Source organism: Streptosporangium sp. LJ11, from assembly GCF_051918945.1.
Lineage (GTDB): Bacteria > Actinomycetota > Actinomycetes > Streptosporangiales > Streptosporangiaceae > Streptosporangium.
Map to the genome: position 1 here is coordinate 43037 of NZ_JBPXMB010000002.1, position 26366 is coordinate 69402.

At 69.9% G+C, this 26366-nt stretch carries 26 protein-coding genes and 1 riboswitch; of the genes, 15 read left to right on the plus strand and 11 right to left on the minus strand.

What is annotated here, in order from left to right:
* The first annotated feature begins 87 nt into the window (after positions 1–87).
* Positions 88–813 (plus strand): SIMPL domain-containing protein, encoded by a 726-nt coding sequence (locus tag ACTOQ3_RS02765; RefSeq protein WP_440081799.1) that lies wholly within the window; start codon positions 88–90, stop codon positions 811–813.
* A gap of 134 nt (positions 814–947) precedes the next feature.
* Here ACTOQ3_RS02765 and nadA read toward each other — a convergent pair whose 3' ends face one another.
* The gene (nadA, locus tag ACTOQ3_RS02770) at positions 948–2102 is read right to left on the minus strand and encodes a quinolinate synthase NadA (RefSeq protein WP_440081800.1); all 1155 of its coding nucleotides are present in this window, start codon (positions 2100–2102) and stop codon (positions 948–950) included.
* Positions 2103–2313: 211 nt separating this feature from the next.
* On the opposite strand from nadA, the gene ACTOQ3_RS02775 reads away from it, so the two are divergent.
* Together ACTOQ3_RS02775 and ACTOQ3_RS02780 are read left to right on the plus strand one after the other, a co-directional pair.
* The gene (locus ACTOQ3_RS02775) at positions 2314–2667 is read left to right on the plus strand and encodes a HesB/IscA family protein (RefSeq protein ID WP_030910261.1); all 354 of its coding nucleotides are present in this window, start codon (positions 2314–2316) and stop codon (positions 2665–2667) included.
* Between the two features lie 224 nt (positions 2668–2891).
* Positions 2892–3878 (plus strand): carbohydrate kinase family protein, encoded by a 987-nt coding sequence (locus tag ACTOQ3_RS02780; RefSeq protein ID WP_440081801.1) that lies wholly within the window; start codon positions 2892–2894, stop codon positions 3876–3878.
* A gap of 139 nt (positions 3879–4017) precedes the next feature.
* On the opposite strand, the gene ACTOQ3_RS02785 is transcribed toward ACTOQ3_RS02780, so the two are convergent.
* The 3 genes from ACTOQ3_RS02785 to ACTOQ3_RS02795 all read right to left on the minus strand — a co-directional run bounded on the left by ACTOQ3_RS02785 (position 4018) and on the right by ACTOQ3_RS02795 (position 5936).
* Positions 4018–4443 (minus strand): CBS domain-containing protein, encoded by a 426-nt coding sequence (locus ACTOQ3_RS02785; protein ID WP_440081802.1) that lies wholly within the window; start codon positions 4441–4443, stop codon positions 4018–4020.
* 61 nt (positions 4444–4504) lie between these two features.
* The gene (locus ACTOQ3_RS02790; RefSeq protein ID WP_440082174.1) at positions 4505–4774 is read right to left on the minus strand and encodes a sulfurtransferase TusA family protein; all 270 of its coding nucleotides are present in this window, start codon (positions 4772–4774) and stop codon (positions 4505–4507) included.
* 25 nt (positions 4775–4799) lie between these two features.
* Positions 4800–5936 (minus strand): cysteine desulfurase family protein, encoded by a 1137-nt coding sequence (locus tag ACTOQ3_RS02795; protein WP_440081804.1) that lies wholly within the window; start codon positions 5934–5936, stop codon positions 4800–4802.
* Between the two features lie 217 nt (positions 5937–6153).
* On the opposite strand from ACTOQ3_RS02795, the gene ctaC reads away from it, so the two are divergent.
* The 4 genes from ctaC (at position 6154) to ACTOQ3_RS02815 (ending at position 10342) form a co-directional block, all read left to right on the plus strand.
* Complete coding sequence (ctaC, locus tag ACTOQ3_RS02800) at positions 6154–6903, plus strand: aa3-type cytochrome oxidase subunit II (RefSeq protein ID WP_440081805.1); 750 nt, start codon at positions 6154–6156, stop codon at positions 6901–6903.
* Positions 6900–8558: an aa3-type cytochrome oxidase subunit I gene (gene ctaD / locus ACTOQ3_RS02805; protein WP_440081806.1), complete on the plus strand. Its 1659-nt coding sequence runs from the start codon at positions 6900–6902 to the stop codon at positions 8556–8558. Before ctaC ends, ctaD begins: the two co-directional genes overlap by 4 nt.
* Positions 8555–8950, plus strand: coding sequence for a cytochrome c oxidase subunit 4 (locus ACTOQ3_RS02810; protein WP_440081807.1), 396 nt, complete (start codon positions 8555–8557; stop codon positions 8948–8950). Before ctaD ends, ACTOQ3_RS02810 begins: the two co-directional genes overlap by 4 nt.
* Positions 8951–9106: 156 nt before the next feature.
* On the plus strand, positions 9107–10342 hold the full coding sequence (locus tag ACTOQ3_RS02815; protein WP_440081808.1) for an Ig-like domain-containing protein: 1236 nt from the start codon (positions 9107–9109) through the stop codon (positions 10340–10342).
* 242 nt (positions 10343–10584) lie between these two features.
* Here the strand turns inward: ACTOQ3_RS02815 and qcrB are convergent, their stop codons facing one another.
* The 4 genes from qcrB to ctaE are packed head-to-tail and all read right to left on the minus strand — an operon-like array spanning position 10585 to position 14828.
* Positions 10585–12270 (minus strand): cytochrome bc1 complex cytochrome b subunit, encoded by a 1686-nt coding sequence (gene qcrB / locus ACTOQ3_RS02820; protein WP_440081810.1) that lies wholly within the window; start codon positions 12268–12270, stop codon positions 10585–10587.
* Entirely contained in the window at positions 12267–13382 is a 1116-nt protein-coding gene (gene qcrA, locus ACTOQ3_RS02825; RefSeq protein WP_362676661.1) for a cytochrome bc1 complex Rieske iron-sulfur subunit, read from the minus strand. Before qcrA ends, qcrB begins: the two co-directional genes overlap by 4 nt.
* Entirely contained in the window at positions 13379–14194 is an 816-nt protein-coding gene (qcrC, locus tag ACTOQ3_RS02830) for a cytochrome bc1 complex diheme cytochrome c subunit (RefSeq protein ID WP_362676659.1), read from the minus strand. Before qcrC ends, qcrA begins: the two co-directional genes overlap by 4 nt.
* 16 nt (positions 14195–14210) lie before the next feature.
* Entirely contained in the window at positions 14211–14828 is a 618-nt protein-coding gene (gene ctaE / locus ACTOQ3_RS02835; RefSeq protein WP_440081811.1) for an aa3-type cytochrome oxidase subunit III, read from the minus strand.
* A gap of 195 nt (positions 14829–15023) precedes the next feature.
* Between ctaE and ACTOQ3_RS02840 the strand changes: the two genes are divergently transcribed.
* The 3 genes from ACTOQ3_RS02840 to ACTOQ3_RS02850 all read left to right on the plus strand — a co-directional run bounded on the left by ACTOQ3_RS02840 (position 15024) and on the right by ACTOQ3_RS02850 (position 17720).
* Entirely contained in the window at positions 15024–15422 is a 399-nt protein-coding gene (locus ACTOQ3_RS02840) for a hypothetical protein (protein ID WP_344917239.1), read from the plus strand.
* 28 nt (positions 15423–15450) lie between these two features.
* Positions 15451–16521, plus strand: a complete 1071-nt coding sequence (gene trpD / locus ACTOQ3_RS02845; RefSeq protein ID WP_440081812.1) for an anthranilate phosphoribosyltransferase — start codon at positions 15451–15453, stop codon at positions 16519–16521.
* Positions 16522–16742: 221 nt separating this feature from the next.
* On the plus strand, positions 16743–17720 hold the full coding sequence (locus ACTOQ3_RS02850; protein WP_440081813.1) for a sensor histidine kinase: 978 nt from the start codon (positions 16743–16745) through the stop codon (positions 17718–17720).
* On the opposite strand, the gene ACTOQ3_RS02855 is transcribed toward ACTOQ3_RS02850, so the two are convergent.
* The 3 genes from ACTOQ3_RS02855 to ACTOQ3_RS02865 form a co-directional block, all read right to left on the minus strand.
* Positions 17663–17950, minus strand: a complete 288-nt coding sequence (locus ACTOQ3_RS02855) for an Lrp/AsnC family transcriptional regulator (protein ID WP_440065255.1) — start codon at positions 17948–17950, stop codon at positions 17663–17665. The two genes, ACTOQ3_RS02850 and ACTOQ3_RS02855, sit on opposite strands and share 58 nt — an antisense overlap.
* A 43-nt stretch (positions 17951–17993) precedes the next feature.
* Positions 17994–19718: a DEDD exonuclease domain-containing protein gene (locus ACTOQ3_RS02860; protein ID WP_440081814.1), complete on the minus strand. Its 1725-nt coding sequence runs from the start codon at positions 19716–19718 to the stop codon at positions 17994–17996.
* Positions 19719–19837: 119 nt separating this feature from the next.
* On the minus strand, positions 19838–20971 hold the full coding sequence (locus ACTOQ3_RS02865; protein WP_440081815.1) for a phosphotransferase family protein: 1134 nt from the start codon (positions 20969–20971) through the stop codon (positions 19838–19840).
* A gap of 238 nt (positions 20972–21209) precedes the next feature.
* Between ACTOQ3_RS02865 and ACTOQ3_RS02870 the strand changes: the two genes are divergently transcribed.
* The 5 genes from ACTOQ3_RS02870 (at position 21210) to ACTOQ3_RS02890 (ending at position 26277) form a co-directional block, all read left to right on the plus strand.
* Positions 21210–22472 (plus strand): NYN domain-containing protein, encoded by a 1263-nt coding sequence (locus ACTOQ3_RS02870; protein ID WP_440081816.1) that lies wholly within the window; start codon positions 21210–21212, stop codon positions 22470–22472.
* A 47-nt stretch (positions 22473–22519) separates the two neighbouring features.
* Entirely contained in the window at positions 22520–23152 is a 633-nt protein-coding gene (locus tag ACTOQ3_RS02875) for a hypothetical protein (RefSeq protein WP_440081817.1), read from the plus strand.
* A 231-nt stretch (positions 23153–23383) separates the two neighbouring features.
* Positions 23384–24334 carry an NlpC/P60 family protein gene (locus tag ACTOQ3_RS02880; protein ID WP_440081818.1) on the plus strand — a complete coding sequence of 317 codons (951 nt, stop codon included), beginning with the start codon at positions 23384–23386 and terminating at the stop codon, positions 24332–24334.
* Between the two features lie 100 nt (positions 24335–24434).
* Entirely contained in the window at positions 24435–25133 is a 699-nt protein-coding gene (locus ACTOQ3_RS02885; RefSeq protein ID WP_440081819.1) for a class I SAM-dependent methyltransferase, read from the plus strand.
* A gap of 329 nt (positions 25134–25462) precedes the next feature.
* A riboswitch (cyclic di-AMP (ydaO/yuaA leader) is annotated at positions 25463–25622 on the plus strand.
* A gap of 133 nt (positions 25623–25755) precedes the next feature.
* Positions 25756–26277, plus strand: a complete 522-nt coding sequence (locus ACTOQ3_RS02890) for a C40 family peptidase (RefSeq protein WP_440081820.1) — start codon at positions 25756–25758, stop codon at positions 26275–26277.
* Positions 26278–26366: the final 89 nt, after the last annotated feature.

Here is a 26366-nt window from a genome sequence, read left to right on the forward strand (position 1 = left end):
AAACACCCGTCCGGGATTCGGCCAAGACACGACAGGGCCCACGCAGCGCTCGCCGCCGCGACCGCGGTCCCGTGGTGCCATGACTTTATGATCAAGACGTCTCAGGCGGTCGCCTCGGCCGTGCTCGTCTCCACGGGACTGTTCCTCGCCGGTCTGTCCGGCGGCGTCGCGCTCGCGGACTCCGAGCCCTCCGCGACCACCGCGGAGGGGAGCCGCCCCCAGATCACGATCGTGGGCGAGGGCACCGTTTCCACCACCCCCGACATCATGCGTCTGGACACCGGCGTCGAGGTGCGCCGCCCCACCGCCGGGGCGGCGTTCACCGCCGCCCGCACCGCCGCCGCCGGCCTGACGCGGGCGCTGCTCGCGGCCGGGGTCGCGGCGAGGGACCTGCGGACCGACGAGTTGACCCTCGGCCCCGAGTACAAGGAGTACCCCACGATCTCCGGCTACCGGGCCACACAGGGCGTCGAGGCCATAGTGCGCGACATCGACGACGCGGACGACGTGGTGGAGGCGGCGGCCGCCGTCGGCGAGGCGGTCCGGCTGAACGGCATCTCCTTCGAGGTGTCCGACAACCGCGCGCCGCTCAGGCTGGCGCGCGAGGCCGCCTTCAAGGACGCCCAGAACCGCGCCACGCAGTACGCCAGGCTCGCGGGCCGCGGGCTCGGCCGTGTCATGGAGGTAAGCGAGCAGAACGTCACCCCGCCGACGCCGATCCTCGGCTTCGCCGCGGCCGTCGACAGGGCGTCGATCAGCCCCGGCCGCCGGAACGTCTCCGTCAGCGTCAAGGTGGTCCACGAGCTCGAATAGGCCCCGCTCAAGCGGTGCTCCCCCGACCCCGGGTACGCGACAGGTCCCCGGCACGCGATGGGCCCCGGCGGGTCACCACCCGCCGGGGCCCGTCCACGCCGGGGTCCGCCGGAGTCCGCCGGGGTCCGCCGAGGTCAGGGCAGGGCCAGCATCCGGTCCAGGGCGACCCCGGCCCAGTGGGCGGTGTCGTCGTCCACGGTGATCTGGTTGACGACCTGGCCGGCGGCGAGCGACTCCAGCGCCCACACCAGGTGCGGCAGGTCGATCCGGTTCATCGTCGAGCAGTAGCAGACCGTCCGGTCCAGGAACGTCACGTTCTTGTCGGGGAACATGGCGCCGAGCCGCTTGACCAGGTTCAGTTCGGTGCCCACCGCCCAGGAGGACCCGGCCGGAGCCTCCTCGATCTTCTTGATGATGTACTCGGTCGAACCGACGTGGTCGGCCTTGGTGACGACCTCGTGCCTGCACTCGGGGTGCACCAGCACGTTGACGCCGGGGATGCGGGCGCGGACGTCGTCCACGCACTCGGCGCTGAAGCGGCCGTGTACCGAGCAGTGCCCCTTCCAGAGGATCACCTTGGCGTTCTCGAGCTGCTCGGCGGTCAGGCCGCCGTTCGGCCGGTGCGGGTTGTAGACGACGCAGTCGTCCAGCGACAGGCCCATCTCCAGCACCGCGGTGTTGCGGCCCAGGTGCTGGTCGGGGAGGAAGAGCACCTTCTCGCCGCGTGAGAAGGCCCACTCCAGGGCGCGCCTGGCGTTGGAGGAGGTGCACACGGCGCCGCCGTTGCGACCGCAGAACGCCTTGATGTCGGCGCTGGAGTTCATGTAGGTGACGGGGACGGTGACCCCGGCGATCCCCGCGTCCTCCAAAGCCTCCCAGCACTCCTCCACCTGGTCGAAGGTGGCCATGTCGGCCATCGAGCACCCGGCCGCGAGGTCGGGCAGCACGACCTTCTGGGAGCTCGACGTGAGGATGTCGGCGGATTCGGCCATGAAGTGCACGCCGCAGAAGACGATGTACTCGGCGTCGGGGCGGGCCGCGGCCTCCTTCGCGAGCTTGAACGAGTCGCCGGTCACGTCGGCGAACTGGATGACCTCGTCGCGCTGGTAGTGGTGGCCCAGTACGAAGACCCGGTCGCCGAGCGCCGCCTTGGCCCTCCTGGCGCGCTCCACGAGCGCCGGGTCGGAAGCCGACGGCAACTCGCCGGGACAGTCGACGCCGCGCTCGCTGTGCGGGTCGACACCTCTGCCGAGGACGAAGAGCGGAAGCCCGGTCTCGGTGGTCGTCATGGCCACACCCCCTTATCGTCGAAGTGACGACTAATGATGACACACAGGATTGGGGCTTTATTCCGGGGGAGGGGGTTTTGTCCAAGGGCGGATGTATCTGTCGTCTCAGGAATGTGTACAGGGAGACGGGTGTTGGTAGCGTCTGAGAAGGACGTCATAAACAGACAGCCGTTCCCGGGGAGCGGCTGACGCAGACGCGGGAGTCACCAACATGTCGGTTGAGAGCAGCGAGACCACGGCGCAGGGCCTGATCCTCAGTTCCGCGGCCGCGGCGAAGGTCAAGAGCCTGCTGGAGCAGCAGGGCGAGGAAGGTCTCCAGCTGCGCGTGGCCGTGCAGCCCGGCGGCTGTTCCGGTCTGCGCTACCAGCTCTTCTTCGACGACCGTTCGATGGACGGCGACGTCGTCTCCGACTTCGACGGCGTGAGCGTGGTCACCGACCGGATGAGCGCTCCCTACCTCGTGGGCGCCACCGTCGACTTCGTCGACACCATCGAGAAGCAGGGCTTCACGATCGACAACCCCAACGCCACCGGCTCGTGCGCCTGTGGAGACTCGTTCAACTAGGCGAGCTCGACAGGCGAGCCGGACCAGGCGAGCCGGACCAGCGAGAGCGCCCGGCCCCGCGGGGTGACATCGGTCACCCCGCGGGGCTTTGGCGTGCCCGATCGGGGTAGCCCTTGGGGTGAGAGCGGGACGCGGGAAAGGTCGCGTATTCTTGCGTGGCTCAACTTCCCGTGCGGCTCAATCGCCCACGTTCCGAAGATGCAGACAACGAGGAGAAGAACCCCGTGCGCATCGCCGTCACCGGCTCAATCGCGACCGATCAACTGATGACCTTCCCCGGCCGCTTCAGCGACCAGCTCATCGCCGGCCAGCTTGACCGGGTTTCCCTGTCGTTCCTCGTGGACGACCTGCAGGTCCGCCGCGGCGGCTGCGCGGCCAACATCGCGTTCGGAATGGGCTGCCTGGGGCTCAAGCCCCTTCTGGTCGGCGCGGTCGGCACCGACTTCGCCGACTACCGCTCCTGGCTGGAGCGCCACGGTGTGGACTGCGACTCCATCCACGTCTCCGAGACGCACCACACCGCCCGTTTCCTGTGCACGACCGACGACGACCACAACCAGATCGCGTCGTTCTACACCGGCGCGATGGCCGAGGCCCGCCTCATCGAGCTCGACCCGGTCGCCCGGCGGGTCGGCGGCCTCGACCTGGTGCTGATCAGCCCCAACGACCCCGAGGCGATGCTCAGGCACACCGCCGAGGCGCGCCAGCGCGGCATCCCGTTCGCGGCCGACCCCTCCCAGCAGCTCGCCCGCATGCCCGGGGAGCAGATCCGCGAGCTGGTCGACGGCGCCGCCTACCTGTTCGGCAACGACTACGAGAAGGGCATGATCGAGCAGAAGACCGGCTGGAGCGACGAGGAGATCCTCGATCGGGTCGGCGTCCGCGTCACCACGCTCGGTCCCAAGGGTGTCGTCATCGACCGCAAGGGCGAGCCGTCCCTGCACGTCCCCCCGGCGCCCGAGCTCGGCAAGGCCGATCCCACCGGCGTGGGCGACGCCTTCCGCTCCGGCTTCCTGTCCGCCCTGGCCTGGGGCCTGTCCCTGGAGCGCTGCGGCCAGGTCGGCAACCTCACCGCCACCCACGTCCTGGAGCAGGTCGGCGGTCAGGAGTACGAGCTCGGCCAGAAGGTCTTCCTGGAGCGCCTCGCCGACGCCTACGGCGCCGACGCCGCCGCGGAGGTGGCCCCCTTCGTGAAGTGCCACCACGCCTGAGCCGCCACGGCCGGACACCGGGCCGCCACCGGCCGCCACCGGCCGCCACCGATCCACCGCCGGGCCCCTCGCCCGGCGGTGGACGGCCGGTGCCGCCGGTACGGCGGCCGCCGTGTCAGGTGCTCGCGCGGGCCGGGCGTCAGCCGCCGCTCGCGTAGACGCGGTGCACAAACTCGGCCAGCTGGTCGTCGGACAGTTTCCTGGCCAGGTCGGCCTCGGTGATCATGCCGACGATGCGGCCTTCCTCGATCACCGGCAGCCGCCGGATCTGGTTCTCCTCCATCTTGGACAGCGCCTCCTCGACGCTCGCGTCCGAGGACACCCAGACCAGGCCGGTCGCGAGGTCTCCCGCGGTCATCTGGGAGGGGTCCAGGCCCTGTGCCACGCACTTGACCACGATGTCGCGGTCGGTGATGATCCCCTTCAGTCGGTCGTCGCTGCCGCAGATGGGCAGCGCGCCCACGTTCATGTCCCGCATCATCTGTGACGCCCTGTCGAGGGTCTCGTGTGCCTCGACGCACCGGACCCCGGCGTTCATCAGATCTCTGGCAGTCTCACCGCTCATGTCGTCCCCCCGAACCGTTTGGCGTGTTTTCGGGGGATGTCATACCCAATTTCAGGACATGTCAGTAGTTGCGGCGCACGTGAATGGCCCAGCCGCGCCCCGGGAGCTCGTAGCTGCCCACGTGGTGGTGTGACTTCAACCGGCACCAGGCGGGGATGTCGGTGAAGGCGGCCGGATCGTCGGCGAGGACCGCGACGATCCCGTTGCGCGGTACGTCGTTGATCTGCGCCGCCAGCATGATGATCGGAATCGGGCACTTCTTGCCCAGCGCGTCGATGGTCAGGGCGGGAGGCTGTGCCGATCCCGCCGGAGTGGTCTGGCCGGACGTCATCACGTCTTCACTCCCCGAATGTTGATCAAAGCTTGACACCGGCCTCCTCGCGTATCCTCCGCACCGCGTCCGGCAGGAAGGCGAGGAAACGGTCGACATCCGTCGCCGAGGTGCCCCGGGGCAGCGAAACGCGGACGTTCCCGTGCGTGAGCACTCCCATGGCCTCCAGAACATGCGACGGACGAAGCGTACTCGCCGTGCAGGAGCTGCCGGACGATACCGAGAACCCGGCCTTGTCGAGTTCCGTCAGCAACGCCTCACCTTCCACGTAAAGACACGAAAAGGTGACAATATGCGGCGCCCGTACGACCGGATCGCCGATGACCTCGACGTCCGGGACCAGCCGGGGCACCTCGGTCCTGACGCGGTCCACGAGCGCCGAGAGCCTGGCCGACTCCATGGCCGACTCGGCCACCGTGGCGCGCAGCGCGGCGGCCGCCGCGACGATCGCCGGCACGTTCTCGAACCCGGGGACCCTGCGGCGCTCGCGGTCGTCCTCGGGCAGCGGGGTGCGCCACCGGGTGCCCTTGCGGACCACCAGCACGCCGACCCCCGCGGGGCCGCCCCACTTGTGCGCGCTGGCGGCCAGCACCGACCAGCCGGGCGGCAGCGGCATCCTGCCCGCCGTCTGGGCCGCGTCCACCAGCAGCGGCACCCCCGCCTCGGCGCACGCCGCCGCCGCCTCGGCGACCGGCTGGAGCGTGCCGACCTCGTGGTTGGCGCTCTGCAGGCAGGCCAAGGCCGTGCCCTCGGCGCGGACCGCCTCGCCGAAGACCTCCGGGTCGACCGCGCCGGTGATCCCGACGCCGACCGTCTCGACCGAGCCGCCGTCGCGCTCGTGGACGCCCGCCGCGTGCAGCACGCAGGAGTGCTCCACGGCCGAGGTGACCAGGCGGCGCCCGGCCCGCCGGCGGCCGCGCAGGGTGCCGAGCACGCCCAGGTGCACCGCCTGGGTGCCGGAGGAGGTGAACGAGACCTCGTCGGCCCTGGCGCCCAGGGCCTCGGCCACCTCGGTCCTCGCCTGTTCCAGTAACATCCTTGCCCGGCGGGCGGAGCCGTACAGCCTCGCGGGGTCGGCCCAGCCGACATCGAGGGCCGCGATGAGAGCCTCGCGCGCCTGAGGGTGCAGCGGCTCCGTGGAGGCCGCGTCGAAGTACGCCACGTCCCAATCGTCGCACCACGCGCGGTGCGGGCGGGGGCTGCGGGGGAGGGCGAGGGGTGTCCGCGCTAATGTGTCCCCCAGTGTGAAGCTGTGAACTACGAAATCTTGAACGTGAACAAACGACCGCCCAGGAGCGACTCCTGGGCTTCATCTGTGGGGTAGGCGATCCGTGAGTCCGACCCGCCGTTCTGCACGGCGTTCGTTGGCCCGCCGCCGGGTGCCACGCGCTGCCGCTCTGGCGCTGCTGCTGGTTTCCCTGACGGCGTGCAGTGCCGAAGACTGGTCCCGAGCGGGCCTGCCCGAGGGCGTCACCAAGCAGTCCGAAGCCGTCCAGAGCCTGTGGAACGGCTCGTGGATCGCCGCTCTCGGCACCGGTGTGGTCGTGTGGGGCCTGATCCTCTGGTCCGTCGCCTTCCACCGAAAGAAGAAGAACTCCAAGGAGGAGCTGCCGCCTCAGGTGCGGTACAACCTCCCGATCGAGATCCTCTACACGGTGGTGCCGATCATCATGGTCGGCGTGTTCTTCTTCTTCACCGCGCGGGACCAGAACTACATCACCACCCTGTCCCCCAAGCCCGACGTGACGGTCAAGGTCGAGGGCTTCCAGTGGAGCTGGCGCTTCACCACGGAGTACAACGGCAAGACCGCCCAGGTCGTCGGCAAGCCCGCGGAGAACTACATGGCCGGGCCGCAGCTGGTGCTGCCGGCCGGTAAGAAGATCAAGTTCTTCCTCAACTCGCCGGACGTCATCCACTCCTTCTGGGTCCCGGCGTTCCACTTCAAGCTCGACGTGATCCCCGGCGTGAACAACAGGTTCGAGGTCGAGACCCTGAAGACGACCGGTACCTTCGCCGGCCGCTGTGCCGAGCTCTGCGGCGTCGACCACAGCCGGATGCTCTTCTCGGTGAAGCTCGTCACTCCGGACGAGTTCGACCAGTACATCGCTAGCCAGGCGGGTGCCCAGTGACCGCACTTAACGAACCCCTCGTCCTCTCCCCGGTGCCGACCCGCAAGGGCTCGATCATCACGAAGTGGGCGTCGTCCACCGATCACAAGATCATCGGACACCTCTACCTGATCACCTCGTTCGTCTTCTTCCTGATCGGCGGCGTCATGGCGCTGGTCATGAGGGCGGAGCTTGCGCAGCCGGGTCTCCAGTTCACCAGCAACGAGCAGTTCAACCAGCTGTTCACCATGCACGGCACCGTCATGCTGCTGATGTTCGCGACCCCGCTGTTCGCGGGCTTCGCCAACGAGCTCATGCCGCTGCAGATCGGCGCCCCCGACGTCGCCTTCCCGCGGCTGAACATGGTCAGCTACTGGCTCTTCACCTTCGGCAGCCTCATCGCCCTGTCGGGCTTCATCACCCCGGGCGGCGCGGCCAGCTTCGGCTGGTTCGCCTACGCCCCGCTGTCGGACGCCATCTACTCTCCCGGCGTCGGCGGCGACCTGTGGATCGTCGGCCTGACCATCAGCGGTCTGGGCACGATCCTCGGCTCGGTGAACTTCATCACCACGATCGTCTGCATGCGCGCGCCGGGCATGACCATGTTCCGCCTGCCGATGTTCACCTGGAACGTCCTGCTCACCTCGATCCTGGTGCTGATGGCCTTCCCGGTGCTCGCCGCCGCGCTGCTGGCGCTGGAGTCCGACCGCAAGCTCGGCACGCACATCTTCGACTCCCAGACCGGCGGCGCGCTGCTCTGGCAGCACCTGTTCTGGTTCTTCGGCCATCCGGAGGTCTACATCATCGCGCTGCCGTTCTTCGGCATCGTGACCGAGGTACTGCCGGTCTTCAGCCGCAAGCCGCTGTTCGGCTACATCGGCCTGGTCGGCGCGACGATCGCCATCGCGGGTCTGTCGATCACCGTGTGGGCGCACCACATGTTCCCCACGGGACAGGTGTTGCTACCGTTCTTCTCCTTCATGACGTTCCTCATCGCGGTGCCCACCGGGGTGAAGTTCTTCAACTGGATCGGCACCATGTGGCGCGGCCACCTGTCGTTCGAGTCGCCGATGCTGTTCTCGATCGGCTTCCTGGTGACGTTCCTGTTCGGCGGCCTGACCGGTGTCATCCTGGCCTCCCCGCCGCTGGACTTCCAGGTCTCCGACTCCTACTTCGTGGTCGCGCACTTCCACTACGTGGTCTTCGGCACCGTGGTGTTCGCGATGTTCGCGGGCTTCTACTTCTGGTGGCCCAAGTTCACCGGCAAGATGCTGAACGACACGATGGGCAAGATCCACTTCTGGACGCTGTTCATCGGTTTCCACACCACCTTCCTGGTCCAGCACTGGCTCGGCGCGCAGGGCTTCCCGCGCCGTTACGCCGACTACAGCCCGATCGACGGCTTCACCGACCTCAACATGGTCTCCTCGGTCGGCGCGTTCCTGCTGGGCGCCTCCACGCTGCCGTTCCTCTACAACGTGTGGAAGACCCACAAGACCGCGCCGCAGGTCACCGTGGACGACCCGTGGGGGTACGGCAACTCGCTCGAATGGGCGACGTCCTGCCCGCCGCCGAGGCACAACTTCACCTCGCTGCCCCGCATCCGGTCCGAGCGCCCGGCGTTCGACCTCAAGCACCCGCACATCCCGGCCCATGAGCTGGAGGAGAACCGATGAAGGTCCAGGGCTGGTTGTTCATCCTCTGCGGCGTCTTCTTCGCCGCCGTGGACGTCGTCTACTGGTACTGGTCCAAGGAGCCGGTCGGCACGACGGCGATGGCCATCTCGGTGGGCTTCGCGTTCATGATCGGTTACTACCTCATGTACACGGCCCGCCGGATCGGCGAGCAGCCGGAGGACGACAAGCTGGGCGAGATCAGCGAGGGTGCCGGCGAGCTCGGCTTCTTCAGCCCGCACAGCTGGTGGCCGCTCTTCGTCTGCCTGGCCGTCGCGCTCAGCGCGGTCGGCCTGGTCATCGGCTGGTGGCTCTTCCTGATCGGCGTGTTCGCGATCGTGATGAGCATGATCGGTTTCGTCTTCGAGTACTACCGGGGCAACTTCTCGCACTGACCTCGCGTTTCACCGCCGTCCGAGCGGGCCACGGAAAGCTTCCGTGGCCCGCTTTTTGGCGTTTATTTGGCGCCTAGGGTGGATGTCTTATGTGGTGAACCGCTTACTCCGGGTAATAACTGAATCAGTGGTTCAGTCCGGGACAGGGGAGTTCATGTGGGGCACGCGATCCGTGGTTCGAGCCAGGGAGCGGGACTGCTGACTCTCGCGCTGGTGGCGGCCTCCTGCTCGGGAAACACCGCCGTACAGGGCGGCCGGACGCCACAGGCGGCGCAGAACTCACCCGCCGCCGTCGCCGCGGCCGTCGTCACCGTGGCCCCTCTCGACAGGGCCAGGGGCGTTCCCACGGACACCCCCGTCCTGGTCGCGGCGCAGGGCGGCACCCTGCGACAGGTCGCCGTCAGGGCCGTGAAGGGCGCCAAAGGCTCCCTGCCGGGCGTTCTCAGCGCCGACGGTACCCAGTGGCGCAGCAGGGGTGTCGCGGCTCCAGGGGCCTCCTACGAGGTCTCCGTGACGGCCGTCAACCCGGCGGGCGCCGTCACCACCACGACCTCCTCCTTCTCCACGGTGAAGGGACGCGAGACCTTCGCGATCGAGAACTTCATGCCGGGCAGGGACACGACCGGCCTGACCGTCGGTGTCGGCATGCCGGTGATGATCACCTTCGATCGCGACGTCACCGACCGGGTCTCCATCGAGCGCAACCTGTTCGTCCGCACCTCCAGACCGGTCTTGGGGGCGTGGCACTGGTTCGACGCCCGGAACGTCCACTTCCGCCCGAAGAAATTCTGGCCCGCCGGTACGAGGGTCCGGGTCGAGGCCCGCCTGGCGGGGGTACGCGGCGGCAACGGCCTGTACGGAGCGGCGAACAAGACCGTCAACTTCAAGATCGGCCGCTCGCAGATCACCCGGGGCAGTGTCCAGACGCACCATCTCACCGTGAAGCGCAACGGCAAAGTCGTCCGCGAGATACCCATGAGCGCAGGGCAGGGCGGCAACTGGAAGTACCACACGACCAGCGGCGTGCACCTGGCCATGTCGCGGGAGGACGTCACCGTCATGACCTCCCCGGGCATCGGGCCCGGTTCCCCCGGCTACTACCAGCTGACCGTCTACGACACCGTCCGCATCTCCAACAGCGGTGAGTACATCCACAGCGCCCCGTGGTCGGTCGGCTCCCAGGGCAACTCCAACGTCAGCCACGGCTGCGTCAACGTCAGCCCGAGCAACGCCAAGTGGTTCCTCGACAACACCCTGATCGGGGACCCGATCATCATCACCGGCTCGCCCCGCGTCCTGGAGCCCATGAACGGGTGGGGGCACTGGCAGGAGAGCTGGAAGCAGTGGCTCAAGTGGAGCAGCCTCAAGCACTTCAACACCGACGACGTCTGACCGGCGGCGTCCTGACGTTCCCTGGGACCGCCGGGGAAACGGGATGGGTTGTTGCGGCCTCGGCCGGGGAAAGGCCCGCAGAAGCCTTCTGGAGGCCCCTGCGGGGGCCTTGTGGCAGCTCGGGGGCATCGCCGTACCCGTCGTCCGGTGACGTGCGAGGCCGTCGTCCGGTGACGCGCAAAGCGGAGGGCCCGGACACCACATGGTGTCCGGGCCCTCCGGGTGGCGTCAGCCGTGGCGGGTCAGCGGGTCAGGGACCTGTCGTCCCCGGCCTGGCCGACCGCCGCGTGCTCCCCGTGACCCGTGCCGATGGCGTCGTGGTCCTCGCCGTGGCCGTGGCCGTCGTCGAGCGGGATCTTCTCGCCGCCGTACGCCGCGCTCATCTTGGCGCGCAGCCTGCCGAGCGGGCCGCGCATCCCCTTGGACGGGATGTCGTCGCGGCTCTTCGGGCCCGCGCCGCCTCCGGAGACGATCGGGATCACCTCCTTGCCCCGCATGTGGGCCTCGATGGCCTCGTGCGGCGGGACGTGGACCTCGATGTACTCGCCGTGGGGCAGGCGCTTGATCACACCGGACTCCACGCCGTGGCTGATGATCGCCGCGTCGCTGCGCTGCAGGCCCAGGCAGATCCGGTAGGTGATGACGTACGCCAGCACGGGGCCGGCGATCACCAGGAACCGGCCCGCGTAGGTCGTCCAGTTCAGCGAGATGTGGAAGAACGCGGAGATCTCGTCGTTGGCGCCCAGCAGCCACAGGACGCCGTAGAACGTGACCGCCGACATGCCGATCGCGGTGCGGTGCGGGTTGTTGCGGGGACGCTCCGCGACGTGGTGCTCGCGGCGGTCGCCGGTGACCCACTGCTCGATGAACGGGTACAGCGCCAGGCCCGTCATGACGATGCCCATCGGCACCAGGGCCGGGATCAGCACGCTCATCGCGAGCGTGCCCCCCGCGCCGCCGAAGAGGTTGAGCTCCCAGGCGGGCATCAGGCGCAGCGCGCCCTCGAGGAAGCCCATGTAGAAGTCGGGCTGCGAGCCCGCCGAGATGTCGGCGGGGGTGTAGGGACCGAACAGCCAGATCGGGTTGATCTGGGCGAAGGTGCCCAGCATCGCGATGACCCCGAAGGTGAACATGAAGTAGGCGCCGGCCTTGATCATGAAGGCCGGGTAGAACGGCGCGCCCACCACGTTCTCGTTGGTGCGGCCCTTGCCCGGCATCTGCGTGTGCTTCTGGACCCACATCAGGATCATGTGAGCCGTGATGAGCGCGAGCAGGATGCCGGGGATGAGCAGGATGTGCAGCGAGTAGAAGCGCGCGATGACGTCCTCGCCCGGATACTCGCCGCCGAAGAGGAAGAAGGTGATCCAGGTGCCGACCAGCGGCAGCGAGATCGCCACACCCTCGGTGATCCGCAGACCGGCGCCGGAGAGCAGGTCGTCGGGCAGGGAGTAACCGGTCAGGCCCTCGAGCAGCGCCAGCGTGAGCAGCAGCACGCCGATCAGCCAGTTGAGCTCGCGCGGCTTGCGGTAGGCGCCGGTGAAGAACACCCGGAGCGCGTGCACCATCATGCCGCCGATGAACAGCAGGGCCGCCCAGTGGTGCATCTGCCGCATCAGCAGGCCGCCGCGCACGTCGAAGCTGATGCTCAGCGACGAGGCGTACGCCTCGGACATGGTGACGCCCTGCAGCGGGCCGTACGAGCCGGCGTACTCGACGTGGCCCATGCCGGGCTTGAAGAAGAACGTCAGGAACGTGCCGGTCAGCAGCAGGATGATGAACGAGTAGAGCGCGATCTCACCCAGCAGGAACGACCAGTGGTCGGGGAAGATCTTCCGCAGGTTGCGCCGGAGGAAGTTTCCCGCGCCGATGCGGTCGTCGACGAAGGTGCTCGCACCCTCGATGGGCTTGGGAACGGTCTCGATGCTCATGACTTTTGGGCTCCGTTCTCACGGACCTCGGCCTCGGCGTCGCCGCGCTCCCAGAAGCTGGGACCCACAGGGACCGCGAAATCCGCCGTTGCGACGAGATATCCCTCATTATCGACGGCGATCGGCAGCTGAGGAAGCGGCCGAGCGGCCGGGCCGAAGATGACCTTGGCGCCGTCGGCGGCGTCGAAGGTCGACTGGTGACACGGGCACAGGATGTGGTGGGTGGTCTGCTCGTACAGGGCCGCGGGGCAGCCGACGTGCGTGCAGATCTTGGAGTACGCCACGATCCCGTCGTGCGTCCAGTTCAGGTTGGTCCCGGATTTGAGCTCCTCGGGACGGAACTTGATCAGGATCAGCGTGGCCTTGGCCAGCGCGTTCAGGTCGTGCTCGTACCCTTCGGGCACCACGGAGAGGATGCCGCCGGGGGAGTTGAAGTCGGCGGCCCTGATGGGCGAGCCGCTTCCCTCGACGAGGAGCTTGCGCGGCTTGCCGTCCTTGGTCTTCTCGCCCCAGACGGTGTGCCGCAGCTTGGCCGGGAAGTTCGTGTGGCTCGGGCCGAGGTCGCGCAGCAGGACCAGCGGGGCCAGGCCGAGCGGGGCGGCGGCGGCCAGCAGGGTGCGGCGCAGCAGCGGGCGCTTGACGATGCCGCTCTCGTTCGCCCCCTGCAGGAAGGTCTCGGCCACGTAGGACCTGGTCTCGGGGTCGGAGGCCATCGTGTGGCGCTCCTGGACCAGGTTGTACTTGGGCATGACCAGGCGGACCCAGGTGGTCAGGCCCGCGGCCAGCCCGAGCAGGGCCAGGGTGAGCGTGCCGCCCAGCGCGAGGTTGGAGACCTGCGTCTTCTCGATGTCGCCGACCTGGAAGACGACGTACGACACCACGAAGCCGATGCCCCCCAGGAAGGCGACCAGGAAGCAGAGGGCGGCGTACCGCTCGCCCTTCTTCGCGGTCGCCTCGTCCTGCGGGACCACCCCGGGAACCTGGACGACGTCCGTCTTCCTCGGCTCGTCGCGGCCGAGAAGCGAGGTGCTCGCCGCCGGGGAGGGGGTGCCGATCACGCGCTTCGGCGCGCGCTCCTCCGGCTGCTCGATGTCGTGATTGTTGTCAGTCATTTGGCCTGTCGCCTCTTCGCGGTGATCCAGATGGCGGCCAGGGAGAGGAGGCTGAGCCCGACGACCCAGGCCACCAGACCCTCCGTGACCGGGCCGATGCGGCCGAGACCGGCGCCGCCCGGGTTGGGCTCCTCGCGCACGCCCACGATGTAGGCGATCATGTCCCGCTTCTGCTCGGGGGTGATGATGCTGTCGTTGAACACCGGCATCGCCTGCGGGCCGGTGATCATCGCCTCGTAGATCTGCCTCTCGCTGGCCTGGTGGAGCGGCGGTGCGTACTTGCCCTGGGTCAGGGCGCCGCCGGAGCCGACGAAGTTGTGGCACTGGATGCAGTTCGCGCGGAACAGCTCCCCGCCCTTGGACTTGTCGCCCTTGGAGGCGTCGACCTGCTCGTCGGTCGGGACGGTCGGGCCGCCGCCGAGTGACTGCACGTAGGCGGCGAGCTGCCGGACGGTGTCCTCGTTGACCCAGGGCGCCAGGGGCTTGCGCGGTGCCTGCGCGCTGGGGTTGGCCAGGGGCATGCGGCCGCTGCCGACCTGGAAGTCCACGGAGGCGGCGCCGACGCCGATCAGGGTCGGGCCCTGCGCGGTGCCCTCGGCGTTGAGGCCGTGACAGCTGGAGCAGCTCTGCTCGAAGAGTTTCTTGCCCTCCGCCACGTCGTCGGCCCTGCCGGACGCGATGGCGGCGTCGGCCTGCCGGCTGGGGGAGACCGCGAGCGCGACGGTGTAGACCCCGCCGATCAGGCCCAGGGCCAGGAGCAGGACGGCGTATCTCGCGAGGGGATGCCGCCGCCCAGCGGTGATCCTATTCACAGAGATCCCCGATTCCTTAGTGAATGCCATAGATGGTTACGAAAAGGCCAATCCAGACCACGTCGACGAAGTGCCAGTAGTAGGACACGACGATCGCGCTGGTCGCCTGCTCACGGGTGAAGCGCTTCGCGGCGTACGTGCGTCCCAGCATGAACAGGAACGCGATCAGTCCACCGGTCACGTGCAGGCCGTGAAAGCCCGTGGTCAGGTAGAACACGGAGTCGTACGCGGAGTGCGACAGCGTGTGCCCCTCGTGGACCAGCTGGCTGTACTCGTACAGCTGGCCGCCCACGAACACGGCGCCCATCAGGAAGCTGACGACGTACCAGAAGCGCAGCTTGGCGACCTGGCCCTTCTCTGCCGCCCACACGCCCAGCTGGCAGGTCACACTCGACAGGACCAGGATGATCGTGTTGACAAGGGCGAACGGGACGTTCAGATGGGCCTCGGGCCAGGGCAGGCCCTGGCCGATGCTCACCGACCGGATGGTGAAGTACATCGCGAACAGCGCCGCGAAGAACATGAGCTCGGAGGACAGCCAGACAATCGTCCCGACGCTGACCAGATCGGGTCTGCGGGACGAGTGTGCTGTCGTCGTCGTTGAAATTGCGGATGCTGTCGCCACGGGCAGCATTATTGCGGCTCTCCTGCTCGGGTCGCCGCACGACCCCCCGATAGCGGGTGCGCACGTCCCCCCAAAGTGGACGTATGGGGCAATTCGCTCGCCCTCGGCTCCGGCCTGGGTCTCCGGACCGGCTGACCGGTAGCATCCCAGGTGACCATACATCGACGAGGGATAGTGAGCGCGACCGTGAGCACCGACGACAAGATGAGGGTCCTCGTCTACAGCGACGACGCGAGCACCCGCGAGAAGGTGCGGCAGGCGATCGGCCGCCGCCCCGCCGGCGACGTGCCCCTCGTGGAGATCGTGGAGTGCGCCACCCACGCCAAGGTCGTCCAGCACTTCGACTCCGGCGAGATCGACGTCGCCGTGCTCGACGCCGAGGCCCAGCCCGCCGGCGGCATGGGCGTGGCCCGCCAGGCCAAGGACGAGGTCCACGACTGCCCGCCGATCTGCCTGCTGATCGCCCGCCGCGACGACCGCTGGCTGGCCGAGTGGTCGCGGGCCGAGGCCGTCGTGCCGCAGCCGATCGACCCGGTCGTCCTCGCCGAGACCGTCGCCGACCTGATGCGCCGCCGCCTGTCCACCCGCCTGTCCGCCCGGTAGCCCCCCGGAAACCCCCCTGGAGACCTCCATGGACGCGCGCACCACCTGGCCCGCGCTGTTATCCGCCCTGATCGCGGGCGAGCACCTGACGGCCGACGAGGCCGCCTGGGCGATGAACCAGATCATGTCCGGCTCCGCCACGTCCGCCCAGATCGCGGGCTTCGCGGTGGCGATGAGGGCGAAGGGCGAGACGGTCGCGGAGGTGACCGGCCTGGCGCGCACGATGCTGGAGCGGGCCACCCCGCTGTCGGTCGAGGGCCCCGTCGTCGACGTCGTCGGCACCGGCGGCGACCGGGCCCACACCGTCAACGTCTCCACCATGGCCGCGATCGTGGCCGCCGCCGCCGGGGCGAGGGTCGTCAAGCACGGCAACCGGGCCGCCTCCTCCTCCTGCGGCGCCGCCGACGTCCTGGAACACCTCGGGATCGTGCTCGATCTGGCCCCGGCCGACACCGCCAGGGTCGCCGTCGAGGCGGGGATCGCCTTCTGCTTCGCGCCGGTCTACCACCCGGCGCTGCGCTTCGTGGGCCCCACGCGCAAGGAGCTCGGCGTCCCCACGATCTTCAACTTCCTGGGCCCGCTGACCAATCCGGCCAGGCCCGCCGCCCAGGCGATCGGCATCTTCGACGCGGGGATGCTCCCCACCGTCGCGGGCGTCTTCGCCGAGCGCGGGGCCTCCGCGCTGGTCTTCAGGGGCGACGACGGGCTGGACGAGCTCACCATCGCCACGACCTCCACGGTGTGGGTGGTGCGCCGGGGCGCCCTCGAGAAGGTCGTCTTCGACCCGTCAGCCCTCGGCATCCCCAGGGCGGCGCCCGACGCGCTGCGCGGGGGGGACGTGGTGTTCAACGCCCAGGCCGTCCGCGACCTGGTCGGCGGCAGGACGGGGCCGGTCCGCGACGCGGTGCTGCTGAACGCCGCCGCCGCGCTGGTCGCCCTCGACGGCGCGGGCGAGGGCGCGGACGACGGTGCCGGTGACGACCTGAACGCCGCGATGGCCGCGGGGTACGAGCGCGCGACGAAGGCCGTCGACTCCGGTGCCGCGGCCGAGACCCTCGACCGCTGGATCGAGGTCAGCCGGGCCCTGAAGCCGTCCTGACCTCCGTCGGGGAGGGGTCCGGGCGAGGCCCCGGCCGCCTCGCTCGCGAAGGCCGTCCCGGCGTCGTCGTCCCGGATGGCCGGAGGTGTCCCGGCCGGGCGGCCGGGGTCGCCACGGTGTGCCGGGCCGTCCCGGTGCCGGAGGTCCTCCTCTCGTGGGCGGATGCAAGATCCGCCCACGAGGGGATGTATCGCCCCGGGTGGCCGTTCTAGATTGCGGCCATGTGGCGTGCCGACCTCCTGACCGGGCAGATGTTCCCCATCCTGCTGTCGTGCGCGGCGCTCGTCCTGTGCGTGGCCGTGGCGGGCCTGGTGCGGGAGCGCAGGCTCCTGCTGCTGAGGCTCAGGTCCTGGGAGGCCAGGTTCGCCGACCAGGGGGAGGCGCTGGCCGGCGCCCAGCTCGCCCGGAGGCGGGCGCGCATCGCCCGCGAACTGCACGACGTCGTCGCCCACGGGATCAGCATGATGACGCTCGGGGTGGGCGCCGGGCGAATGATCATGGACAAGGACCCCGAGCGGGCCAGGGAGACCCTGAGGGTGGCCGAGGAGTCGGGGCGCCAGGCACTCGTCGAGCTCCAGCGCACCCTGGCGCTGCTCGACCTCGACGGTCTCCCGGCCGGCAGGACGCCCCAGCCCAGGCTGTCCGACCTGCGCGACCTGCTCGCCGGGGTCAGGGCGCGGGGCCTGCGGGTGGACGTGGTCGAGGACGGCAGGCCCGCCGAGGTCGGGCTCGCCCTCGAACTGGTGGCCTACCGCATCGTCCAGGAGGCGCTCGACAACACCCTGCGGCACGCCGGTGCCCGCTCGGCCCGCGTCACGCTGCGCTGGCGGCCGGGTCTCCTCGACGTTCTCGTACGGGACGACGGCAGGACCGTCCCCACGGCGGCCGCGGGGCACGGTCTGCTCGGCATGCGCGAGCGGGCCGCCCTCTTCGGAGGGACGCTGGCGGCCGGCACCCTGCCCGGAGGGGGGTTCGAGGTGCGGGCGCGGCTGCCCACCGCGGGCGAGGCCGGCGGCCGTACCGGCGAGGGTGACGTCACCGTCATGGCGCGCCTCGGGCCGCGTCCGGGCTCCGCCGGCCCGGGTGAGACGGCCCCCGCCGGATCCGCCGGGCCGTGCCCGGGTGCCGGCCCGGGTGAGGATCAGTCGGACTCGCCGAGGCCGATCGAGAAGGCGGCGTCCAGGTCGTGCCGCGAGTAGGCCCGGAAGGCGACGTGGGTCTCGGTGTGCAGCACCCCGTCCACCTTGTTGATCCGGCCGGGGACGACCTCGGCGATCTCCTCGTAGGCGGGGACGCGGACCATGGCCAGCAGGTCGTACTCCCCGGTTATGGAGTAGACCTCGCTCACCCCGTCGATCTCGGCGACCGTCTGGGCGACCTCGGAGATCCGGTCCACCTCGGCGTTGATGTGAACGATCGCGGTGACCACGAGCTTCCTCCTCGTTGAGTGCGGCATTTCGTCTCAGAAGCTATCAGCGCAGCGGGCGGCCCTCGCGCGCCCGGCGCGGCTCGGCCGTCTGGTAGGCGCGGTCGATACGGGCCTTGAGCCGCCCCGCGCCCGAGACGGGCAGACTCCAGGTGCCCTCGACCTGCACCAGCCGCACCCCGGGGGTCTCCAGCCAGCGCAGGACGCACTCGGTCTCCTCGGCGCTGGCCGCGTGGACCGGCCCGGGGCCCGGCGGCACCGTCTCAGCGGTGGCGGTCAGCGCCTCGACGAACGGGGTGGGGTGGGCGCCCTTCGGCATCACCCCGGCCGAGGCGAGCCGCCCGTACCGGATGACGTGGATCTCCCAGACGCCGCCCGGCAGGGGGGCGGCGGCGACCATCTGGGAGATCGCGGTCAGCGACCGCAGCCGCTGCATGCGGGCCGAGGTGCGGACGTAGGAGGCGAGCCGGTCGCGGTCGGCCGCGGCCTCCTCGTAGCGCTGGTCGAGGGCGAGCCGCTCCATCCTGGCCTCGATCGCGGAGAAGACCGGGGCGGCGTCCAGCTCCATCGCCCGGCGGGCCGCCACGACGTGCACGGCGTACTCGCCGGGGCTCTGGCGGCCCTCGCACGGCGCCCCGCACCTCCCGATCTCGGCGAGGGCGCAGGCGGAGCGCCTGGTGCGCGGGGTGATCCGCTCGGTGCACTGCCGCAGCGGGATCGTCTCGTGCAGGGCCGTGCGGGCGTCCTCGGCGGCGCGGGTGCTGTTGAACGGGCCGAGGTAGGAGGCCTCGTCGTCCCTCACCTCGCGGACGACCGACAGGCGGGGGAACGGCTCGTCGGTCAGCTTGAGCCAGAACATCTTCTCGGGGAAGCGCGACCTGCGGTTGTAGCGGGGCTTGGCCGAGCCGATCAGCCGCAGCTCCCTGACCTCGGCCTCCAGCGAGGTCGCGCAGGCGATCGACCTGACCCGCGCGGCGATGCCGATCATCTCGCGGACGCGAGGCCTGGTCTCGCTCGCGGTGAAGTAACTGCGCACGCGGTTGCGCAGGTTGGTGCTCTTGCCGACGTAGAGCGGGTCGCCGCCCTCGTCCTCGAACACGTAGACGCCGGGGCCGGCCGGCACCGAGTCGGCCAGGTGCCGCTTGCGGCGCTGCTCGGGGGTGGGCGCGCGGACGAAGCCCTTGAGCTCCTCCAGCGTCTGCACCCCGAAGGAGCCCGCCCGCTCCAGCAGGGCGTGCAGCACGTCGACGGTGGCCCGCGCGTCGGCGAGCGCCCGGTGGCAGGGCTCGGTGTGGCTGAAGATCTTGGCGAGCGTGGACAGCTTGCAGTTGGGCGCCTCGTCGCGGGTGAGCAGCTTGCGGGCCAGGTCGACGGTGTCGACCACCTGGTGGGCCGGTGGGGGATAGCCGTGCGCGGCGCAGGCCGCCCTGACGAACCCCAGGTCGAAGCCCGCGTTGTGCGCCACCAGGGTGGAACCCGCGGCGAACTCCAGGAAGGACGGCAGCACCGACTCGATCCTCGGCGCCGCCACCACCATGCTGTCGGTGATGCCGGTCAGCACCGAGATGAACGGCGGGATCGGCGAGCCGGGGTCGACCAGGGTGGCGAACTCGCCGAGCACCTCGCCACCCCTGACCTTGACCGCCCCGATCTCGGTGATCGCATGCTCGCCCGCCGAGACGCCGGTGGTCTCCAGGTCGAACACGACGAAGGTGATCTGGCTGAGCGGGGTGCCCAGCTCGTCGAGTGTTCCCTGCACGGCGTAGTCCACGATTCACGACCATAGAAGCCCCGACCGACATTTACCGCACCGGGCCCTCCCCGGGCCGGTGCGCGCCGGTGCCGGGAGAACCCGCGCCCTCCGGGGCCCGTGAGGGCCTCCGGAGGGCCTCAGCTCCAGTGACTCCCGTCCAGCATCCGTTCGAGGAGGGCCCGGTGCATCACCAGGTCGTCGGGGTCGTCGGGCATGGCCTGCTCGCCGAAGTGGACCTGGCGCTGCCGGACGCGGGCCATGATGATGCCGTGCCTGAGGGCGGCGTACGTCTCGTAGAACTCCATGTCCCGGGGCTTGTATCCCGTTATTTCGTGGTACGTCTGGCAGACATCCTCGCGCCGCATGAAGTCGGGCATCCCCGGCAGTTCCATGAACTCGGTGATGTCCTGGAAGAAGGTGTGCAGGAAGATCATCCAGGAGATGTCCAGCTCGCGGGGGGCGATCGCGGCCATCTCCCAGTCGAGCACCGCCACCGGGGTGAAGTCGCGGTACATCACGTTCCCGATGCGGGCGTCGCCCCAGTTCAGCACGTCGGGCCCCGGATCGGCCGGCCAGTGCTCCTCCAGCCAGCCGAACGCCCGCTCCAGCAGCGGGACGGGCATCGAGCCGTGCGCCCACTCGTAGTAGGCCCGCTGCTCGTCGACGTGCCTGCGCAGCGCCGTCCCGCCCGTCCCGGGGGTCTCCAGGGGGCGCAGCTCCTCGGCGGTGAACGGGGCGTCGTGCAGCGCGGCCAGGATCTCGACGCTGCTCCGCTGCAGCCGGCCGCGGTCGGCGGGGGAGGCGTCCAGCAGCCAGCTCCCGAAGGTGTAGGGCATCACGTCCGGCGGCACGTCGCCGGTGAGCCGCTCCATCACGAAGAACGGGGCGCCCAGCCGCCCGGGGTCGGGCTCGTACCACAGGGCCCGGGGCGCGAGCACGCCCGCCCGCTCCCTGACCATCCGCATGACCTCGTACTGCCTGCCGAGGTCGTAGCCGGGGAAGACCGGCACCGCCTCGCTCGCCGGGGCCATCCGGGCGACGCACGCGACGTCGTGCCCGCCCTCGGCGGAGGTCCAGGAGGCGTCGAAGAGCAGGGTCTCGCTGGACATGCCGTTGCCCGAGGGGCGGGACAGCGGGGAGACGGCGACGGGAGAGCCCACCCTTCCGGCGAGCCATGAGCGCATCCGCTCCCGCAACTCCTCGAGGTCGCGGGTCGATGTCCGCATGCTCTTGTCGGCCTGCCGGCCGGCCTCGTTCGTCGGCTCGTCCATCGCGCTCTCCCGGGTGGCGTGCGTCACAAGGCGATCCGCACAGTCGTAACCCACCAGCAAGCACTTGTCCATGAAGCGTTCACGGGCTCGTCGGCCATCGGTCGATTCACGGTCAGGTCGGGGTCAGGGTGCGGTAGCCGTACCCTTGACGTGAAGACCGATCCGAGTAGGGGCCGTGATGAGTTCAGCCGGAGAGGGCCTGTCTCGTCCGTTACCCGAGCAGGTTCGCTTACATGTCGTGGAGCTGGCCTCCCAGATTCTCGGTTCGATGCCCGCCGCCTCGGTGCCGCTGCCCCTGAAGGGGATCGCCAAGTTCGACCCCCGCAAGCGGGCCAGGCTGGGCGGGGCGCCGATCGCCGCACAGCTGGAGACCGACAAGAAGTTCCGCGAGCTGGTCGCGGAGACGCTGACCGAGGGCTGGCCCGAGCTGATCGCGAGCCTCGCCGAGGGCACGGTCCCACCGGCCGCCGAGCCCGTCATGGTGGCCGCGGCCGCCTACCTGACCCGGCCGCCCGGCTGGGTGGACATGGTGGAGACGGCCCGCGCCGACCTGGAGCGGTCGGCCGCCGCGGCCGAGGGCTCGGCGCAGGAGCAGACGGTCTCCCGGCTGCGCGAGCAGCTGGCCGCCCAGAAGACCGCGGCCAAGGAGGAGTCGGAGCGGCTGCGCGAGCAGCTCAAGACCTCGCGCTCGGAGGTCTCCGACCTGCGCCGCAGGCTGCACGACGCCCGTGAGCGGACCAGGGCGGCCGAGGCGCGCGCCGCCGCCGCCCAGGAGGTGGCCGACGAGGCGCGCGCCGCCGCGCTCTCGGCGGGGAGCACGGTGGAGAGCGAGCTGCGCCGCCTGCGCGAGCGGCTGGCCGACGCCGAGCGGCAGCTGGAGTCGACGCGCAGGGCCGCCCGTGAGGGCCGCAGCGTGGAGGACACCAAGGTGCGCATGCTGCTCGACGCGCTGCAGGACGCCGCCGCCGGGCTGCGCAGGGAGCTCGCCCTGCCCTCGGGCATCCACCGTCCCGCCGACTCGGTGGCCTCGGTGGCGCCCGGCAGGCAGGGGGTCCAGGCGGTTCCCGCGCGGGCGCTCGCCGACGACGACCCCGCCCTGCTCGACCAGCTGCTCGCGCTGCCGCAGATCCACCTGATCGTCGACGGTTACAACGTGACCAAGACCGGTTACGGCACGTTCACCCTGGCCGACCAGCGCACCCGCCTCCTCACCGGTCTCGGCGCGCTCTACGCGCAGACCCGCACCGAGCTGACCTGTGTCTTCGACGGCGCCGAGCTGAACGGGCCGGTCCCGGTGTCGGCGCCCAGGGGGGTGCGCGTGATGTTCAGCGCCCCGAACCAGATCGCCGACGACCTGATCCGCCAGCTGGTCCGCGCCGAGCCCGCGGGGCGTGCGGTCGCGGTGGTCTCCTCCGATCGCGAGGTGGCCGAGTCGGTCCGCAGGATGGGCGCCAGGCCGGTGCCCTCGGTGCTTCTTCTCCGGCGTCTGGGGCGCGCGTAAACCTTTCGCGGTCGCCGAGCATCGGATCACCCAGGAGGTTTGATTCGATGAAGAAGATCATAACGCTCGCCCTCGCCGTCCTGGCCGCCGGAGCGACCGTCACCACACCCGCGGCGGCCACGACGGCCGCCATCCCCAAGGGCTTCCTGCTGTACGAGAAGGACGCCGCCAAGAAGGACGACGACCCCGAGACCAACTGGCGGGTCGGCAACTCGGCGAAGGCCAGGCTGGCCGTCAACCCGTGCGACAGGAGCACGCTGGCCGCGACCGGCCGGGTGGCCGCGCGGACGGTGACCTTCACCGGCGTGCCGGACTTCATGAAGGTCGAGCAGGTGGTCCTGTACGGTTCGCGGGCCTCGGCCGCCTCGGCCGTCGCCCAGGTGCGCGCCGCCCTGACCAGGTGCGGGGCCAGGACCGACTCGGGTACCGGCTACCGCTACGCCTCCTCGCGCCTGACCGGGCTCGGCGACGAGGCGCTGAGGATCTCCGGGCAGGTCTACTACGGCAGAAGGGCCGGGGTGGGCGGCGAGCGGAGCGTGCTGGTCAGGAAGGGCAACGCCGTCCTGGTCTACCTCTGGGCGGGCGAGTACGCCAAGCCCGCGAAGAGCGACTGGGCCGTTCAGCTGCGTGACGCCAGGAAGATGACCGCCAAGATCTGCGACATCGCCACCTGCGGGTAGCGGGACCGGGCGGGGTCCGGGGCGGACCGCCCCCGTGGCCGGGGCGCCGCCGGTCGCGAGACGGGCGCCGCCGGTCGCGGGTAAAGGGTTTCACCTGCAATTAAGGAGCAAACCCGGCGAAAAGGTGAGTCAATCATTACTTCTTCTGTACTATTCGCCGCAGGTCTGGTGCAGTCGGGAGGCGTTGACGTGGCCGTGGCGGGTTTGCCGGTTGGACTGATTCGGATACCGGTGGCGGTCGGACTCGCTCTCGCGTTGCTGACGCTGCCGATGGGCGGAGCGTCCGCCGAGCCGAAGCCGACGGCCGCCCAGGCCAAGAAGAAGCTGGAAAAGCTCAACGAGCAGGCCGACCAGGTCGTCGAGAAGTACAACCAGGCCTCGGAGAAGTGGAAGCGGGCCAGGAAGAAGTACCGCACGCTCAACGAGGACCTGACCCGCCAGAACGAGCAGGTCGCCGGGCTGCGCAAGGAGCTCGTCACGATGGCCGTCAGCACCTACCAGGTCGGCGTGATCAACGGCTGGGAAGGCATGATCTACCAGGCCGATCCCGGCGCCCTGCTGAGCGGCCTGGCCGCCGCCGACCAGATGTCCACCTCCCGCGCCCAGTCCCTGAACGCCTTCGACGAGGCCACCAAGGCGCTGCGGACCAGCCGGGACCAGGCGAAAAAGGCGCTGGCCGAGGCCGACGAGACGCGTGACGAGCTGGCCAGGGAGAAGGCCAGGGCCGACAAGATGGTCAAGGCCCAGACGAAGATCCTGCGCGAGCTCAACGCCTTCAGGACGGGCAACCCCGAGAGCGCCGGGATCCAGTACAACGGCTCCGCCTCGGGCAACGCCCGCGCCGCCCTGCAGTTCGCCTTCGCCCAGGTCGGCAAGCCCTACCGGTACGGTGGCACGGGCCCCGGCGGCTGGGACTGCTCCGGCCTGGTCCAGGGCGCCTGGCGCAGCGGGGGGGTCAGCCTCCCCCGCACGACCTGGGAGCAGTGGAGCTGGGGCGCGAGCCGCAAGGTCTCGCTGAGCGAGCTCCAGCCGGGCGACCTCATCTTCAGCGAGGGTCTCGGCCATGTCAGCATGTACGCGGGCAACGGCCAGATCGTGCACGCCCCGCAGACCGGCGACGTCGTCAAGGTCGTCCCGCTGTCCGCCTACGGCCGCCGCATCGTCGGAGCCGTCCGCCCCTGACCGCGCTCCCGCCGGGGAGGTCCCGGCCCCGCCTCGCGCGTGACGGGGTGCCGGAAAAAACCGGATGTGCCGGACACGGCGGTACTGCCAGCATCGGGACATGATCAAGCCGTGGATGCCCGACGAGCTCGCGTACGCCGGTCCCGAGCACCTCGACGCCGCGTTCGTCGCCGGGTTCGACCGCAAGCAGGGCAGGCCCGACCCCGGGGAGGACCTCGCCGTGCTCGCGGGGCACGGCGTGGGGGAGGCGGCGACGGTCGTGGAGTTCGGCGCGGGGACGGGGCAGTTCGCCCTCGCCGCGGCGCGGCGGTTCCGGCGGGTGGTGGCGGTGGACGTCTCCCCGGCGATGCACGACTTCCTCGGCGCCCGCGCCGCCGAGGAGGGGCTCTCCGGCCTTGAGCGCGTGCGTGCGGGCTTCCTGTCCTACGAGCACGCGGGGCCGCCCGCCGACGCGGTCTACACCCGCCACGCGCTCCACCAGCTCCCCGACTTCTGGAAGGCCGTCGCGCTCGACCGCGTCGCGCGGATCGTACGGCCCGGGGGCGTCCTGCGCCTGCGGGACCTGATCTTCGACTTCCGGCCGGCCGACGCCGACGCCGTGCTCGGCCGCTGGCTCGACGGCGCGGCGGGCGATCCCGCGCTGGGCTACACCCGCGACGACTACGCCGAGCATCTGCGCACCGAGTACAGCACCTTCAGGTGGCTGCTCGAACCGATGCTCGACGCCGCCGGATTCGAGATCGTCGAGGCGGGCTTCCGGGAGTCGATGTACGGCGCCTACACGTGCGTCAGGCGCTGAGGTCACCCGGCCGGATCGTCCGGGACCGCTCCACCGGCGGTGAGTGTGATGAAGATTACATAAATCGTGATTTGTCGGACTAGAGAGAAGGGTGTGACGAGAGTCATATCTCAATAGCATAAATAGCCATTAAGCAGGGGTAACAGGAAGATCAAGAGGGGTAGTAGATCTTCCAATTTGGCGAATGCTTTGCCGAAAGTTGGAGATCGGGGTAACTTCTGGCGTCGCGACGTGCAAGCCACGCCGTCGCGGTGAATGTCGGTCTTCGGGCCGGTGTCCCTATAGAAATCCAACCGGCCGCCGCGCCCCCACCCGGGGGCAGGGCTCGTCGCGGCGGCCCGCCGAATCTATGCAGCCAGGAGGCATGGAACCGGGGACCCAAAAGGCCCGATACAGCGTGGCCAGGGGTGAATCGGCGCGTTTGTGCCGTAGGGCATCTTCCAAGCCCGAATCCGTCAGCTAACCCGGTAGGCATCAGTGGAAGTCCCAAGGAGAAATCCTGTCTACCACCCCGTACAACCCTCGTCTGTCGCGCCTTTTCCGCCTTTCCCTCGGCGGCATCGCCCTCACCCTGACCGCCTCAGCCGGAGCGGTCACCCTGGGGTCCACGGCGGCGCAGGCGGTGGACGGCCCCTCCGAGATACTGGTCAACAGCGTGGCCGGTGTCTCCGAGAAGGCCGAGAGCACCAAGAAGACCGCCTCTCAGACCGGGACCAAGGCCAAGGCCGAAACCAAGGCCACGGTCAAGGCCAAGGCCAGGAAGAGCAGGGCGGCACTGCAGAAGGTCCGGGCCGGCAAGGCGGTCTCGGCGGCCAAGAGGCAGATCGGCGATCCGTACCGGTGGGGAGCCTCCGGTCCCGGAGCGTTCGACTGCTCGGGGCTCGTCCGGTACGCCTGGCGGAAGGCGGGCGTGTCCCTTCCCAGGATCACGCACAGCCAGTACAGGTCGATCAGGAAAAAGGTCTCGTGGAGCAATTTGCGCCCCGGTGACCTGCTGTTCTTCAGTGGAAAGGGTCATGTCGGCATGTACGTCGGCAAGGGCAGGATGGTCCACTCGCCGAGCAGCGGCAAGACGGTCCGTGTCGTGAGGCTGGCGGGCTACTACAGGTCCTCCTTCGCCGGAGCGGTACGGCCCGGGGCCTGAGCCCCGCACGAAGCCCGGGTACGGAGCCCGGGTACGGAGCCCGGGTACGGAGCCCGGGTACGGAGCCCGGGACCCGCGCGTGAGCACGG

Excerpts from the sequence above, each read along its gene's own strand:
- ACTOQ3_RS02840 (WP_344917239.1), top strand. The coding sequence starts at position 15,024 with ATGAGGGTCCTCGTCTACAGCGACGACGCGAGCACCCGCGAGAAGGTG.
- ACTOQ3_RS02875 (WP_440081817.1), top strand. The coding sequence starts at position 22,520 with ATGAAGAAGATCATAACGCTCGCCCTCGCCGTCCTGGCCGCCGGAGCG.
- ACTOQ3_RS02865 (WP_440081815.1), bottom strand. The coding sequence starts at position 20,971 with ATGGACGAGCCGACGAACGAGGCCGGCCGGCAGGCCGACAAGAGCATG.
- nadA (WP_440081800.1), bottom strand. The coding sequence starts at position 2,102 with ATGACGACCACCGAGACCGGGCTTCCGCTCTTCGTCCTCGGCAGAGGT.
- ACTOQ3_RS02850 (WP_440081813.1), top strand. The coding sequence starts at position 16,743 with ATGTGGCGTGCCGACCTCCTGACCGGGCAGATGTTCCCCATCCTGCTG.
- trpD (WP_440081812.1), top strand. The coding sequence starts at position 15,451 with ATGGACGCGCGCACCACCTGGCCCGCGCTGTTATCCGCCCTGATCGCG.
- qcrB (WP_440081810.1), bottom strand. The coding sequence starts at position 12,270 with ATGAGCATCGAGACCGTTCCCAAGCCCATCGAGGGTGCGAGCACCTTC.
- ACTOQ3_RS02785 (WP_440081802.1), bottom strand. The coding sequence starts at position 4,443 with ATGAGCGGTGAGACTGCCAGAGATCTGATGAACGCCGGGGTCCGGTGC.
- ACTOQ3_RS02790 (WP_440082174.1), bottom strand. The coding sequence starts at position 4,774 with ATGACGTCCGGCCAGACCACTCCGGCGGGATCGGCACAGCCTCCCGCC.
- ACTOQ3_RS02810 (WP_440081807.1), top strand. The coding sequence starts at position 8,555 with ATGAAGGTCCAGGGCTGGTTGTTCATCCTCTGCGGCGTCTTCTTCGCC.
- ACTOQ3_RS02765 (WP_440081799.1), top strand. The coding sequence starts at position 88 with ATGATCAAGACGTCTCAGGCGGTCGCCTCGGCCGTGCTCGTCTCCACG.
- ACTOQ3_RS02775 (WP_030910261.1), top strand. The coding sequence starts at position 2,314 with ATGTCGGTTGAGAGCAGCGAGACCACGGCGCAGGGCCTGATCCTCAGT.
- ACTOQ3_RS02885 (WP_440081819.1), top strand. The coding sequence starts at position 24,435 with ATGATCAAGCCGTGGATGCCCGACGAGCTCGCGTACGCCGGTCCCGAG.
- qcrA (WP_362676661.1), bottom strand. The coding sequence starts at position 13,382 with ATGACTGACAACAATCACGACATCGAGCAGCCGGAGGAGCGCGCGCCG.
- ctaE (WP_440081811.1), bottom strand. The coding sequence starts at position 14,828 with ATGCTGCCCGTGGCGACAGCATCCGCAATTTCAACGACGACGACAGCA.